This window comes from Pantoea sp. GM_Pan_3, assembly GCF_026541045.1.
GTDB classification, from domain to species: Bacteria; Pseudomonadota; Gammaproteobacteria; order Enterobacterales; family Enterobacteriaceae; genus Pantoea; species Pantoea anthophila.
Window position 1 is genome coordinate 1,573,695 of record NZ_JALNVA010000001.1, and the last position, 14,282, is coordinate 1,587,976.

At 55.4% G+C, this 14,282-nt stretch carries 14 protein-coding genes; 7 read left to right on the plus strand and 7 right to left on the minus strand.

What is annotated here, in order from left to right; translation table 11 throughout:
• Positions 1 to 454: 454 nt before the first annotated feature.
• The 5 genes from OXR04_RS07480 to mntR all read right to left on the minus strand — a co-directional run bounded on the left by OXR04_RS07480 (position 455) and on the right by mntR (position 6,433).
• Positions 455 to 1,984 carry an efflux transporter outer membrane subunit gene (locus OXR04_RS07480; RefSeq protein ID WP_267372493.1) on the minus strand — a complete coding sequence of 510 codons (1,530 nt, stop codon included), beginning with the start codon at positions 1,982 to 1,984 and terminating at the stop codon, positions 455 to 457.
• Position 1,985: 1 nt separating this feature from the next.
• Positions 1,986 to 3,554, minus strand: a complete 1,569-nt coding sequence (locus OXR04_RS07485; protein WP_058957704.1) for a DHA2 family efflux MFS transporter permease subunit — start codon at positions 3,552 to 3,554, stop codon at positions 1,986 to 1,988.
• On the minus strand, positions 3,551 to 4,696 hold the full coding sequence (locus OXR04_RS07490; RefSeq protein ID WP_009091215.1) for an HlyD family secretion protein: 1,146 nt from the start codon (positions 4,694 to 4,696) through the stop codon (positions 3,551 to 3,553). The genes OXR04_RS07485 and OXR04_RS07490 overlap by 4 nt, the downstream gene beginning before the upstream one ends.
• Before the next feature lie 148 nt (positions 4,697 to 4,844).
• Positions 4,845 to 5,954, minus strand: coding sequence for an SLC13 family permease (locus OXR04_RS07495; RefSeq protein WP_033736361.1), 1,110 nt, complete (start codon positions 5,952 to 5,954; stop codon positions 4,845 to 4,847).
• 20 nt (positions 5,955 to 5,974) lie between these two features.
• A complete protein-coding gene (mntR, locus tag OXR04_RS07500; protein WP_003850512.1) occupies positions 5,975 to 6,433 on the minus strand; it encodes a manganese-binding transcriptional regulator MntR in 459 nt (152 codons plus the stop codon).
• A gap of 250 nt (positions 6,434 to 6,683) precedes the next feature.
• On the opposite strand from mntR, the gene OXR04_RS07505 reads away from it, so the two are divergent.
• Positions 6,684 to 6,875 (plus strand): hypothetical protein, encoded by a 192-nt coding sequence (locus OXR04_RS07505; RefSeq protein ID WP_265136744.1) that lies wholly within the window; start codon positions 6,684 to 6,686, stop codon positions 6,873 to 6,875.
• 235 nt (positions 6,876 to 7,110) lie between these two features.
• Here OXR04_RS07505 and ompX read toward each other — a convergent pair whose 3' ends face one another.
• Positions 7,111 to 7,623: an outer membrane protein OmpX gene (gene ompX, locus OXR04_RS07510; RefSeq protein WP_009091221.1), complete on the minus strand. Its 513-nt coding sequence runs from the start codon at positions 7,621 to 7,623 to the stop codon at positions 7,111 to 7,113.
• Between the two features lie 368 nt (positions 7,624 to 7,991).
• On the opposite strand from ompX, the gene rhtA reads away from it, so the two are divergent.
• The 5 genes from rhtA (at position 7,992) to glnQ (ending at position 12,266) form a co-directional block, all read left to right on the plus strand.
• The gene (rhtA, locus tag OXR04_RS07515) at positions 7,992 to 8,906 is read left to right on the plus strand and encodes a threonine/homoserine exporter RhtA (protein ID WP_267372498.1); all 915 of its coding nucleotides are present in this window, start codon (positions 7,992 to 7,994) and stop codon (positions 8,904 to 8,906) included.
• 325 nt (positions 8,907 to 9,231) lie between these two features.
• The gene (gene dps, locus OXR04_RS07520) at positions 9,232 to 9,735 is read left to right on the plus strand and encodes a DNA starvation/stationary phase protection protein Dps (protein ID WP_009091225.1); all 504 of its coding nucleotides are present in this window, start codon (positions 9,232 to 9,234) and stop codon (positions 9,733 to 9,735) included.
• A 328-nt stretch (positions 9,736 to 10,063) separates the two neighbouring features.
• Complete coding sequence (gene glnH / locus OXR04_RS07525) at positions 10,064 to 10,810, plus strand: glutamine ABC transporter substrate-binding protein GlnH (protein WP_009091226.1); 747 nt, start codon at positions 10,064 to 10,066, stop codon at positions 10,808 to 10,810.
• A 77-nt stretch (positions 10,811 to 10,887) separates the two neighbouring features.
• Entirely contained in the window at positions 10,888 to 11,547 is a 660-nt protein-coding gene (gene glnP, locus OXR04_RS07530) for a glutamine ABC transporter permease GlnP (protein WP_009091229.1), read from the plus strand.
• Positions 11,544 to 12,266, plus strand: coding sequence for a glutamine ABC transporter ATP-binding protein GlnQ (glnQ, locus tag OXR04_RS07535; RefSeq protein ID WP_009091231.1), 723 nt, complete (start codon positions 11,544 to 11,546; stop codon positions 12,264 to 12,266). Before glnP ends, glnQ begins: the two co-directional genes overlap by 4 nt.
• Before the next feature lie 307 nt (positions 12,267 to 12,573).
• Here the strand turns inward: glnQ and rlmF are convergent, their stop codons facing one another.
• Positions 12,574 to 13,506: a 23S rRNA (adenine(1618)-N(6))-methyltransferase RlmF gene (gene rlmF / locus OXR04_RS07540; protein ID WP_058957707.1), complete on the minus strand. Its 933-nt coding sequence runs from the start codon at positions 13,504 to 13,506 to the stop codon at positions 12,574 to 12,576.
• A gap of 141 nt (positions 13,507 to 13,647) precedes the next feature.
• Between rlmF and OXR04_RS07545 the strand changes: the two genes are divergently transcribed.
• Positions 13,648 to 14,280 carry a flavin reductase family protein gene (locus tag OXR04_RS07545; RefSeq protein ID WP_009091235.1) on the plus strand — a complete coding sequence of 211 codons (633 nt, stop codon included), beginning with the start codon at positions 13,648 to 13,650 and terminating at the stop codon, positions 14,278 to 14,280.
• Positions 14,281 to 14,282 lie beyond the last annotated feature (2 nt).

Consider the following 14,282-nt stretch of genomic DNA (forward strand, 5'->3'; position numbering starts at 1 on the left):
CGTTAAAGAATTATCGCCCTATTCGATTTTATTATGACAGTAACGACGTTCCCGGCATGTTTTACCGCTGCGTTTTTCAGCAGCGTCAGATTATTCGCAGAGGAGACCGTTGAACAACAGCGGTCGCGTTCTGCAGACGCTGGCGAATTGCCATGTGCGTTCTGAGTGGCATTAAAAAAGCATCCTGAAATAAACGCAGAAAGGTGATGCAGCTCAAAATCTTAAATTGAACTGATGCCAGCCACATAAATAATAACGCCCTGACCGCTGCGCAGATAATAGCCCTGCTGTCAGGCCTGTTTTATTTTCGGCCATTTTATCCTGACGAATTCCGGCAACGATTGCCGCTGATTCAATGAGTTAGATTATCGGTAAACGGAAGATGGCGGGCTGACCGCGCAGTGGAGAGGGATAAGCAGGCGGTCACGGCAGCAGCGCCGCGACCGCCTGAGAACTAATTGGCCTGGGTGGCCGGACCGAAGACGGAGTAGTGCGGCATCTCAACAGTCTGGTATGTTTCCCAGCCGCCGCCCAGTGCTTTATAGAGCGCCACCAGATCGAGCGCGCTCTGCATCCGTGCCTGGGTTGCCTGCTCCTGTGCCTGTGCCAGCTGGCGCTGTGCATCCAGCACCTCCAGGAAGGTGGAGAGCCCCTGACGGTAGCTGTCGCTGGCGAGATCAAAGGCACGCTGAAGAGCACCGGTTGTCTCATCCAGCGCGGTGACACGCTGCTGATCGGCGCGATAGCTGACCAGCGCATTCTCCACATCCTGCAGCGCCGTCAGCACCGTCTGGCGATAATCCAGTGCGGCACTCGCCTGCTGTGCCCGCGCCAGCTTCACGCTCGACACCAGCTGTCCGCCCTGGAAAATCGGAATTGATAACGAGGGGCCAAAGCTGTAGAAATGGCTGCTCCAGTTATCCAGATAGCTAACGTCCGTGTTACGCACGCCCAGCTGGCCGGTCAGCGACAGGCTCGGGAAAAGCTGCGCGACAGAGACGCCAATTTCCGCGGTCTGCGCATGCAGTGTCGCTTCAGCCTGACGAATATCAGGACGACGGCGCGCCAGCGTTGAAGGGATACCCACCTGCACAAACTGAGGCAGCGGCGGCAACGGTTTCGGTGTACTGAGTTCCGCATCCAGTGCGCCTGGCGTCTTGCCGAGCAGCACCGCCAGGCCGTTCATCGCCTGCCGCGCCTGCGACTGATACTGCGGCAGTTGCGCCTGCAGCGTGCTCAGCTGGGCCCGGGCATTCTCCACGTCGGTCAGCGGCGCCAGACCATTACGCTGCTGGCTCTGTGTCAGCTCGGTCGTCTGCTGCGCCACGCTGATCTGCTGCTCCAGCGTCTGGATGGTGCTCTGCGCGCCGCGCAGCTGCAGCCAGGCGCGCGCCACTTCCGCTTCCAGTGAGACCAGCGCATCATTGCGCTGCTCAATCGCCGCCTGCTGCTGGGCAGTGGCGGCCTCAACCTGACGGCGCACTTTGCCCCACAGATCCAGTTCCCAGCTCGCATCGAAGCTGCCCTGGTAGAGATTGACCGGCTGGGTCAGGCCGTTGAGCTGACTGGCTACGTTACTGTCGAGCTGATCGGTGGCCCCATTGGCTTTCAGCAAGCCTTCCAGACCGAGCTGCTGACGCGTCACTTTGGCCGAACCGCTCAGGCTGGGTAACAGGCTACCCTGGGCCTGTGTCAGCTGTTCGCGTGCCCCGGCAATACGCAGTACCGTCTGCTGCAGGCTCAGGTTGCCCGCTATCGCCCGCTCAATCAGGCTGTCGAGCTGCGGATCGTTAAAGCTTCGCCACCAGCGGGAATTAATCGCGGCGCTTTGGGGTACGGACGCCTCCTGCGACGCCATGGCGTTAAAACTGCCCGGCAAGGCCGGTTTTGGCGCCTGATAGTCAGGCCCGACGGCGCAACCCGCCAGAGCGAGAGCCAGCAGTAAACTCACGGGTTTCAGGCGATGAGAGTAAAAAACCTTCATGTTAGTGTGCTCCTGCACTGCCTTCGCTCTTAATCGGCGACAGCAGCCAACAAAATGGAATCAAAATCAGGGCGACAATACTCAGGCCTGAGAAGACATCGATATAAGCGAGAATGCGCGCCTGCGCGATCATCTCCTGATAAAGCTGACCGGTTGCCAGCGTAACGGGATCGCCAACCGCCGAAGTAAAGTCGCGTATCGCCTGCGCCCAGTGCTGCAGCGTGATGTTGAATTGCTCGTTCAGCGGCGTCATGTTGTGCACCATGTGCGCCGAGCGAACCTGCTCGCGCTCGGTAATGGCCGCGGTCGAGAGTGAAATCCCGATCGATCCGGCCACGTTGCGGAACATGGTAAACAGCGCCGAGGCGTCCGCATTAAGTCGCTGCGGAATGGTGACAAACGCGATGGTGGTCAGCGGAACAAACAGGAAGCCCAGCCCGATCGACTGCGCGCTGCGCATCATCACCAGCGTGGCAAAATCGACATTCGGTGCCAGGGTGGCGGAGTAGAAAAACGCTACCGCCAGACAGCTGAAGCCAAAGGCGATGATGTAACGCGTCTGAACAATCGGCATCAGCTTCAGCACCAGCGGGATCGTCAGCACGATCAGCACCGCACCGGGCGACAGCACCAGACCTGACCAGGTGGCGGTGTAACCCAGGTCCTGCTGCGCCAGCTGAGGCAGTACGACAGAGCTGCCATAGAGGATCATCGCCATACCCGCCATCAGCAAGCCCGCCACCCAGAAGTTGCGATCCTTCATCACCAGGATATCGACCACCGGTTTGCGGGCATACATCAGCCAGTAGACGGCCCCGACGATGCCGACCAGCGCCAGAATAGCGAACAGCACGATAAAGTGAGAGGCGAACCAGTCCTCATCTTCCCCGCGATCCAGCATCACCTGCAGGCAACCCAGCCCCAGGGTAATCAGGCTGATACCGATGTAATCGATCTTAAGTTTGCCTTTGGCCCATTTGCGCTCCCACGGTGGATCTTCCAGCAGCTGATAGATTGCCAGCACGGTCAGCACCCCGACCGGGATGTTGATAAAGAACACCCAGCGCCAGCTGTAGTTATCCGTGATCCAGCCACCCAGCGTCGGGCCAATCACCGGCGCAACGATGATGGCGATAGAGGATAGACCAAAGGCTTTGCCGCGATCTTCCGCTTTAAAGTAGTCGAGCAGCACAGACTGCTGAACCGGCTGTAAGCCGCCGCCGAAAAAGCCCTGCAGGACGCGGAACAGAATGATCTGCCACAGTTCGGTGGCGATACCGCACAGGAACGAACAGATGGTAAACATCACAATGCAGATCAGGAAAAACTGTTTACGACCAAACAGACGGCTGAAGAATGCAGAGATAGGCAGCACGATGCCGTTTGCCACCAGATAGGAGGTCAGTACCCAGGTTGACTCATCGTAACTGGAGGAGAGTGAACCGGCGATATGCGGCAGCGCCACGTTGACGATGGTGGTGTCGAGGATCTCCATAAACACCGCCAGCGTCACCGTGATCGCCACTAACCACGGATTGCTGGCAGGTTTCCAGCTCTGCGCCGTACTCATTCCACCGTCACCTTGGGTTCAACAGAGAGACCCAGTGGCAATGGATGGTTGGGATCGAGCCCTTTATCAATCACGATTTTAACCGGCACGCGCTGCACGATTTTCACGTAGTTGCCGGTGGCGTTTTCTGACGGGAAGGTCGAAAAGCGTGAACCGGAGCCCATCTGAATGCTGTCGACATGCCCTTCCAGCTTCATATCCGGCCAGGCATCGACGCTGATTTCAACTTTATCGCCCGGATTCATGCGCTCAAGCTGAGACTCTTTAAAGTTTGCGGTGATCCAGATGTCCGGTGAGACCAGCGAGAACAGCGAAGAACCAGCCTGCACCAGGGTACCCAGCTGAACATTGCGCTTGGTGATGAAGCCATCATAGGGCGCACGAACCTGGGTATAGGAGAGATTAAGGTCAGCCGTGCTGAGCTGCGCTTTTGCCTGCTCAACCTGCTGCTGACGCGCTTCAACATTGGTTTCCTGCTGACGAATCTGCAGGGCAACCTGTGATGCGACTTCAACCTGCGCTTTAGCGCTCTGTAACTGCGCCTGCGCCGAGCGTAACTGCGCCGAGGCGCTGTCGATATTGCGCTGACTGGTGGCACGCGGGTCGACGCCGCGCTGGCGACGATAATCGGCCTGGGCGTTCAGCAGGTTAGCTTCCGCTTTCGCCTGGTCCGCCAGCGCCTGATCGCGCTGAGCCGGATACTGAACCCGGGACAGGGCCAGCTGCGCCTGCGCCTGATGAAGCTGCGCGACAGCTAAACCGAGCTGCGCCTGCGCCTGTTCACGCTGGGCGCGGTTGTCGCTGGGGTCGATTTCCACCAGCAGATCGCCCTTCTTCACCCGCTGGTTATCGTTTACCAGCAGCTTCACCACATAACCGGACGCTTTCGGCGCAATGGTCACCGCATCGCCTTCGGTAAAGGCGTCGTCGGTGGTTTCAATATTGCGGGTCGTAAACCAGAACCAGAATCCAACGATCAGCATGATCACTACCACGACCGCCAGAATAATCAGCGGCTTTTTACCGGGGCGTTTGCGTTCTGGCTGCTGGTCGTTGTCCTTGTTTTCATCTGACTGACGGTTTTTATCCGTCGCGTTATCGGCATCCTGCTGGTGTTGATCGTGTTGGTTGTTCTCGCTCATAGTTCCCATCACTGGCTAAGGCCCTGATTCCGGGCATAAAGGTCTAGTTAACCTTATATCGGAACCTGACAAAATCCAGCGCAACTTTACGAAACTTGAGAAATGGCGCACGTCCTGCCACCTGATGAGGGTGGCAGGCGGGGTGGGACTAATTGAGCAGCCGCAGCAGCAGCCAGCCGCTGGCCATCGACCAGGCGAGCAGAGGGAGTGAAAACAGGTGGAAACGCCACCAGACGGCCCGATCTTTTGCCATACGCAGCGCAATCAGGTTGGCCAGGGAACCCGGCAGCAGGCCAAATCCACCGATGTTCACCGCCCAGGCGAGCACATCCGTGGGTGGTACCTTTTGCAGCAGCAGAATCGTTGCCGGCACATTACTGATGACCTGTGACAGCCCGATAGCCAGCAGATAGAGCTGTCCATGACCGAAGTGGGAAACCGCATCAAAGTGCGCCTGCATCACCGGCAGACGCGTCAGCAGGAAGACATCAATGAACATGGCGATAAACACCGCCAGCAGGCTCCAGTCAATGCGCAGCAGCACCGGGCGCGCCATGACCAGGAAAGTGGCGAGAATCAGCAGCAGCACCCAGCCGGTGATTTCCAGCTCCAGGCCAGCGATAAACAGCAGGTAGAGCACCACACTGACAATAAACAGCGGTTTCTGCCACTCAGGCTGTTCAGGATTGTCATGCTTATCAATCGACCGCTTTGGAAAGCTGAACCAGGTCAGGACCATCAGGCTCAGCAGCAGCCATGCCGCCAGCGGCAGCATCTGCACAATAAACGCGACAACGCTGAGCTTGCCGTGACTCCATAACAGAATATTCTGCGGGTTGCCGACCGGCGTCAGCAGCGAACCGGCATTCACCGCCAGCGCTTCAAAGATGATTAGCCGCGAGATGGGCAGATGAGAGAATTTGCGCAGCGTCAGGGTCAGCGGCACCAGAATAAACAGCGCCACATCATTGGTCAGAAAGGTCGAGAGCAGCGCAGCAGCCAGCACCATAAACAGCGCCAGCGCGCGTTCATGCCGGAAACGCGCAATCAGCCGCCCCCCCAGCACATCAAAATAGCCGCTGGTTTCCAGCCCTTTGGTCAGGATCAGCAAACCGGTCAGCGTGATGATGGTGTGCCAGTCTACGGCACCTGGCAGATCGCCCCAGCGGAAATCCGCCAGAAAAGCCAGAACCACACCCAACACGATTAATAAATGCAAAATAGAGTCGTGCAAAAAAGATCGAAGCAGTTGAGGCATGATGAGGGTACGCCTTAGCGTTAACGGGTTTCGGAGAACTTCTTAAACACAGCCAGAGTTTCATCACTGACGTGATGCTCAATCCCTTCTGAATCACGTCGGGCAGTTTCAGGACTGATGCCCAACGCCAGCAGAAAACTTTCAACAATATGATGACGGGCGCGACTCTCTTCGGCCAGCTTCTCCCCTTCGCTGGTCAGAAAGACCCCGCGATAAGGGACCTGCTCGACCAGTCCGGCACTGCCCAGTCGTTTCAGCATTTTTGCCACGGTCGGTTGTGACACACCCAGGCGGGCTGCCATATCGACCTGACGTGCTTCGCCAAATTCACCAATTAAATCAGAGATTAGCTCAACGTAGTCATCAATTAACTCCCGACGATGCGCTTCACGCACCTGCCGAAAACCTTCGACATGCTCTTCAATATCTTTCAGTGGTCCTTTTGGCGCAGAAACCACGCTTTTAGCACGACGACTCATTCAGCTTCCTCATTATTATTTCCCGTACGGGCACTGCTGTACGGATTTAGCTGCGCTTATTGTAAACCAGCCGCAAAGAAGCTCAAATTTTTCCTCGTTAGCCTTGGCTAAAGGATATAGCCAGTGCTATATTTGTTGATAATGTAAGCAGCACACAGAGGATCCTTTGCGATCCTGGGTGGATCCGGTGATGACGTATCTCACCCCAGGCTGCTGACGACCGCGTCGACAATGATTGGGAGGTGATTCTATGAGCACCCTGAAATGTTGCTTAGATTGCAGCAAATGCTTCCAGGCTGAGAAGAGAACAACCACGGAGATGAAATCCTGGCTGTGCCTGCTGACGCGTTCCCCCTTCACGCTGCGTCTGATGTTGATTGAGAAACTGCTGGGCCAGAAACCCGCCGATCGTCGCTGTCAGAAGCTCATCTGGCGCGGCTGACCCCTTTTCAGCGCCTCTCAGCCCGGGAGGCGCTCTCCCCTTCTGCTTATTTTCTTTTCTCTTATTTCGCCTGACACATCGCACGCTCAAGGGGCATCACGCTGCCGGCTATGAGGGCACAGAGATTGTCAGTTGGGGAAGAGAAAGGCGGGAGCCTGCATGGCGGGGAGAATATCGGCACAATAAAAAACGGCCCCATAAGGGGCCGTTTTTTGGCGGGTCAGCTAAGCTAAACTTAGAAGCTGTAACCTACGCCAGCGATCCAGGTACCCACGTCCACATTGCGGATGCGGCTCTGCTCGTAGCCAACGTCCAGCGCGACGTCCTGAATTGGGTTAAACTGCAGACCAGCACCGTAAGAGAAACCTACGTCGCTTGAATCAGTTTTAGCGCGTGAAGAAGTATCGTTCTGCTGGAATTTACCGTAGCCGATACCTACAACACCGTAGATGCTCGCCCAGTCGTTCAGACGGTAAGCAGGACCACCGGTCACACCGTAGTACTGGCCTTTGTTGTAAACGCCAGCTTCAGTGCGGTCTTTTTCGGTGTAGGTGAATGAACCGATCCAACCCAGTGGGTTAGAACCGTCTTCATAGCGGTATTTCAGGTTGAAGCCGTTAGCTTTGTTAGCCACGCCCTGATAGTCGCTCTGCGCGTAACCACCAGTTACGGTGCTCTGTGCCATTGCTGAACCTGCAGATACTGCCAGTACACAGGCTAATGCTGAAAGACATGCAATTTTTTTCATAACCACCTCAAATGTGAAAATACTTCTCTCCTGACAACGCTGAAAATATAACAAAAAATAGCGAGAAACTCTGCCCGGATTTTGTTGTCTAACAGAAAGTTTGGTGTAACAGGACGTTAATGCGACATCCTATGTCATTCATTTTTCTTATAAAATCCGTCATCTTCCTGCAACAATCATTTTGTGCTGAATTCCCTCTTTAAGTTAAATCCTAAAAAATCCTGACATTTCTTTACCAAAATGGCACTGAATTCGGGCAAAAACTGCGCAACCCGTTCGCATTTAAAACGCAAATTCGTGATTTTTTAGCCGCTCTTTCCTTTACACTGGTCGACTGATTTTGTTGATGACCAGGAAAAGTGAACAGGATGTCTGCCTCTCCCGCTGCTAAAAACCTTGCCCCGATTTTATTGCCGGTCGCCGTACTGCTGATTGCGATGCTGTCGCTTCAGGGCGGTGCATCCCTGGCGAAATCACTGTTTCCTGCCGTTGGGGCGACCGGCATCACCGCCCTGCGCCTGGGATTTGGCACACTGATACTCTGCATAATTTTCAAACCGTGGCGTTTACGCTTCAGCCGCGAGCAGCGTCTTCCCCTTCTGATGTATGGCCTGGCGCTGGGCACAATGAATTTCACGTTCTATCTGGCCATCCGGACGGTGCCGCTGGGTGTGGCGGTGGGTCTGGAGTTCACCGGCCCGCTGGCGCTGGCGCTGTTTGGTTCGCGCCGGCTGCTCGATTTTGTCTGGGTGGTGCTGGCCGTGATTGGCCTGTGGTTCCTGCTGCCGTTTGGCACAGGCATGACCGCCATTGATCCCGTAGGGGCCGCGCTGGCTGTCGCTGCCGGAGCCTGCTGGGCGATCTATATCCTGGCCGGACAACGGGCAGGCGCGGAGCATGGCCCTGCTACCGTGGCAATCGGTTCGCTGATCGCCTCGGTTATTTTTGTGCCACTGGGACTGACCTTTGCCGAAAGTGGCATCTGGAACTGGGCGGTTATGCCCATCGCGCTGCTGGTTGCCCTGCTCTCCAGCGCCATCCCCTACTCGCTGGAGATGGTTGCACTGACCCGCTTACCGGCGCGCATCTTCGGCACCTTGATGAGTCTCGAGCCGGCGATGGCTGCCTTTTCAGGGATGCTCTTTCTGGGGGAAACGCTGAGTGCACTCCAGTGGCTGGCGCTGCTGGCTATCATCATCGCGTCGGCAGGATCAACGCTGACGATGCGGCCGAAAAAGAGCCAGCTGAACAACGTGGAATTATCCGCCGACACTCAGAAATAAGCGCGGCCTGCCCGCTGTTATGGCGGGCTAAATAACAATCATGCTCAACATGAGAATTATTCTTAACCGATTCATTCCTCTGCACTTTCTATTTTGAAACAGTCACTTACCGGTTATTTACAAAATAATTTAACTTACTGATTCATAATAAAATTTTCTTTATTTTATATTTTAACATAGTAGTAACCTTCCTGAACCCGCGCGGCACCAGACAAAGAGAGACACTATTTCATCCATTGATAAAGTCGTTTCTGCAAAGTTAAAAAGCGCTGCTATACTTATCCGGTACTTGATTAGGACAACCATCAAAGAGAGGACTGAAACGATGAGTACCGCTAAATTGGTTAAAACTAAATCTTCTGATCTGATTTACACCCGCAATGACGTAGCCGAAGACGAAAAGAAAGCCACCATTGAGGTGCTGAATCGTCTGGTCGTCGAGTTTATTGACCTGTCATTGATCACTAAGCAGGCGCACTGGAACATGCGCGGTGCTAACTTTATCGGTGTACATGAGATGCTGGATGGTTTCCGCACCGCGATTACCGATCATCAGGATACGATTGCTGAACGTGTTGTGCAGCTGGGCGGCGTGGCACTGGGCACCGCACAGGTCGTGAACGATAAAACCCCGCTGAAAAGCTATCCGCTGAACATCCATAGCGTGCAGGACCATCTGAAGGCACTGGCCGATCGTTATGCCATCGTTGCTAACGATACCCGTAAAGCGATTACCGAAGTGAAAGATGAAGATACTGCTGACATCTTCACTGCGGCCTCTCGCGACCTGGACAAGTTCCTGTGGTTCATCGAAGCCAACATTGAATAAGACTTAATGCAGTGACTGTGCAGTCAATCAGGCGGGGAAACCCGCCTTTTTTACGTCTGTATAACCCCGTTTTATGACCCTGTTAACAGTTCTTCTCTTCTTCGCTTCAAAGCTTCAACAACTGAGGCACACTACCGCTTGCACCAAAATCGCCACCTGCACCACAATAGAGCACCAAAACGGTGCAAATGCAGAATAACCTGCAAAATCGCTTCAGCTGTGATATTTAACTCACTGATTTCGCGTATCTTGCAAAGTTGGCATAATTTTTTCATATGACAAGCCGAAAACGCAGGTCCTGCCGCCTGAGTGTAAAAAGGAAAAAATGATGAAGTCACTGTTAAAAGTTTCTGTGGCCGCGCTGGCGCTGGCCTTCTCCCTCTCCTCCACCGCAGCAGAAAAGAAGCTGGTCGTCGCGACCGATACCGCCTTTGTTCCGTTTGAATTCAAACAGGGTGACAAATATGTCGGCTTTGATGTGGATCTGTGGGATGCGATTGCCAAAGAACTGAAGCTCGATTACACCCTGAAGCCGATGGATTTCAGCGGCATTATCCCTGCCCTGCAGACACGTAATGTCGATCTGGCGCTGGCGGGTATCACCATTACTGAAGAGCGTAAGAAGGCGATTGAGTTTTCTGACGGCTACTACAAAAGCGGTCTGCAGGTGATGGTGCGTAACAATGAAAACAATATCAAAGGCATCAGCGATCTGAATGGCAAAGTGGTCGCCGTCAAAAGCGGCACCGGCTCTGTAGAGTATGCGAAAGCCAACATCAAATCGAAAGATCTGCGTCAGTTCCCGAACATCGACAGCGCCTACATGGAGCTGGGCACCAACCGTGCTGACGCCGTGCTGCATGACACGCCAAACATCCTTTACTTCATTCACACCGCCGGTAAAGGCCGCTTTAAAGCGGTGGGCGATTCAATCGAAGCGCAGCAGTATGGTATTGCCTTCCCGAAAGGCAGTGACGATTTACGCGAGAAAGTAAACGGCGCGCTGAAAACCCTGAAAGAGAACGGCACCTACAATCAGCTTTATAAAAAATGGTTCGGCACTGAACCAAAATAATAATTTGTCCGTGAATTAATTTGAGCAGGGAAACTTTTCCCTGCTTTTTTCCATCGCAACATATCTGGAGTGACACCATGGAGTTTGACTGGAGCGTCATCTGGCCCGCCATGCCAGCGCTGCTCGAAGGCGCTAAACTGACCTTAATTATCTCAATCATCGGCCTGTGTGGCGGTCTGCTTATCGGTCTGGTGGCCGGTTTTGCCCGTGCTTACGGCGGCTGGATCACCAATAACATCGCGCTGGTGTTTATCGAAATCATCCGCGGTACGCCTATCGTGGTGCAGGTGATGTTCATCTACTTTGCCCTGCCAATGGCGTTTCCCGACCTGCGAATCGATCCCTTCAGTGCGGCGGTCGTAACCATCATGATTAACTCCGGCGCTTACATTGCCGAGATCACCCGTGGTGCCGTGCTGTCAATCAACAAAGGCTTCCGCGAAGCGGGTCTGGCACTGGGACTGTCGGGCCGTGAAACGCTGCGCTACGTGATTATGCCGCTGGCGCTGCGCCGTATGCTGCCGCCGCTGGGTAACCAGTGGATTGTCAGCATTAAAGATACGTCGCTGTTTATTGTTATCGGTGTGGCTGAACTGACGCGTCAGGGTCAGGAGATTATTGCCGGTAACTTCCGCGCTCTGGAAATCTGGAGCGCCGTCGCGATCATCTATCTGGTGATTACGCTGGTGCTGAGCTTTGTGCTGCGCCGCATTGAGAAAAGGGTGAAAATCCTGTGATTGAATTTAAAGATGTCTCCAAGCATTTTGGTCAGACCCAGGTGCTGCACAACATTGATCTGAAAATTAACCAGGGCGAAGTGGTGGTCATTATCGGTCCTTCCGGTTCCGGTAAATCAACCCTGCTGCGCTGCATTAACAAGCTGGAAGAGATCACCAGCGGCGAACTGATTGTGGATGGTCTGCGCGTCAACGATCCGAAAGTCGATGACCGCCTGATTCGTCAGGAAGCGGGCATGGTGTTTCAGCAGTTTCATCTGTTCCCGCAGATGAGCGCGCTGGACAACGTGGCGTTCGGTCCAATCCGGGTGCGCGGTGCCAGCAAAGAGTCGGCACGCCAGCTGGCACGCGAGCTGCTGGGCAAAGTGGGCCTCGCCGAGCGTGCGCATCACTTCCCGTCTGAGCTTTCCGGCGGTCAGCAGCAGCGTGTCGCGATTGCCCGTGCGCTGGCGGTGAAGCCGAAGATGATGCTGTTTGATGAGCCGACCTCCGCGCTTGACCCGGAGCTGCGTCACGAAGTGCTGAAGGTGATGCAGGACCTGGCGGAAGAAGGCATGACGATGGTGATTGTGACCCACGAAGTCGGCTTCGCTCAGAAGGTGGCCTCGCGTCTGATCTTTATCGACAAAGGCCGGATTGCGGAAGATGGCGATCCCGACAGCCTGATCAGCAATCCCCCGAGTGAGCGTCTGCGCGAATTTCTGCAGCACGTCTCCTGATCAAAACGGGCCGCTTAGCGGCCCGTTTTTATTGTTGGCAAAGTCTGCCCTGCCCAGCTGTGAGACCGACCCTGCGAAGGGAACACGGGCAGATCGGAAAGTCGCTTAAACCATCCCTGGTCGCTCGGCCCGCGCCGTCCCTGGCGCGGGACGCTTTCCTCCTCTGCCCGTGTTCCCTGCGCTATTAGCTAATGTGTTGCTGCAAGAGCAACCCCGATTGGGTTTGTCAGCAGTCTGAAACGGCCGCATCGCAGCACGTCCTTTTTTCTCAGCAGATAGATTCCTGCTACCTGCGTAATGAGATGCCTCAGTTCCCCAGGCGACTCAGCAGTTTGCTGCGCTGGGCAGCAGGCATAAAACTCCACGCCAGGAAGCGGCTCTGCTTCTGACCCTGCGCCATATTGACCACCCGCACCTCGGCCACGTCGAGCGCCTGCAGCTGTTTTTCCAGCGCGGGCAGATTCTCTTTGCGCGATACCAGTGAGGTAAACCAGCCAATCTGACGACCAAAGGCCACGCTCTCGGCGATCATCCTGCCGATAAAGGCTTTTTCACCGCCGGGATACCACAGCTCATTATGCTGACCGCCAAAGTTGAGCGGCGCCGCTTTGTCGAGTCCGAGATTGCGTGATTTACGTTGCGACCCCGCCGCGGCCTCCTCCGCCGATGCGTGGAAAGGCGGGTTACACATGACAGCACTGAAAAATTCGTTTTTGCTGATCACGCCCGCCAGCACCGCGTCGCTGTTTTTCTGACGACGCAGACGGATCTGGCGCGTCAGGCGCGGATTCGCGGCCAGGATGCGGTTGGCCGCTTTGAGTGCAACCTCGTTGATTTCGGTACCGGTAAAGCGCCAGCCATATTCCGCCGCGCCAATCAGGGGATAGATGCAGTTTGCGCCGCAGCCCACATCCAGGACATCCGCTGCGGGGATTACGCCGTTGTTATCCAGCGCCAGCAAATCCGCAAGGTAGTGCAGATAGTCGGCTCGTCCCGGCACCGGCGGACAGAGTGAGCCGGGGGCCAGCTGCCAGTCGATATCATAAAACAGTTTGATCAGCGCCTGATTCAGCAGCATCACCGCCTCGGGGTCCGCAAAATCCACCGACTGCACGCCATACCCATTGGGCCGGACTTTGGCCGCCAGCGGCGGATGCGCGGCGGTTAACGCGGCAAAATCGTACTCGCCCTGATGGCGATTGCGGGCGTGGAAAGGCGAGGTGCTGGCTGACTTTTTCATACGTTCTCTCAGTTATTCAGGCGCGCGTACAATACGCTGTAGGCGAGTGAAAATAAACCCGCACCATCCGCTTACCGCTTTCCGATTCGACAGGCCATGCTGTCGCGCTAAGATTAATCATTATTCCCCGTTGGAGAGGTTATGAGCCAGAAACGCTATTCTTATCAACCCCGTGCCGGTCACGGTCTGCCGCACGATCCGCTGAATGCCATTATCGGCCCGCGCCCGATCGGCTGGATTAGCTCAGTCAGCGCCAGCGGCCAGCGCAATCTGGCACCCTACAGCTTCTTTAACTGCTTCAGCTATCATCCGCCGATTATCGGTTTTGCCAGCAGCGGCTGGAAAGACAGCGTCCGCAATATTGCTGAGACCAGAGAGTTTGTCTGGAACCTGGCGACCCGCCCGCTGGCGGAAGCGATGAATGAAAGCTCAGCGTCGCTGCCTGCCGATCAGGATGAGTTCACCTTCGCCGGTTTAACGCCGCAGGCCGGTTCCCAGGTCAGCGCCAGTCTGGTGGCGGAGAGCCCGGTCAACTTTGAGTGTCGCTTAACACAGCTGATACAGCTGCAGGATGCCGATGGCAACCCGCTCGACAGCTGGCTGGTCATGGGTGAAGCGGTGGCGATCCACATCAGTGAAACGCTGCTGGAAGAGGGTATTTATCAGACGGCCAAAGCGGAGCCGATTCTGCGCGCCGGGGGACCCAGCGCCTATTACGGCATCAGTGAAGCCCAGCGCTTCGACCTGGTCCGTCCGGACGCCCGCCGGTCGTAACC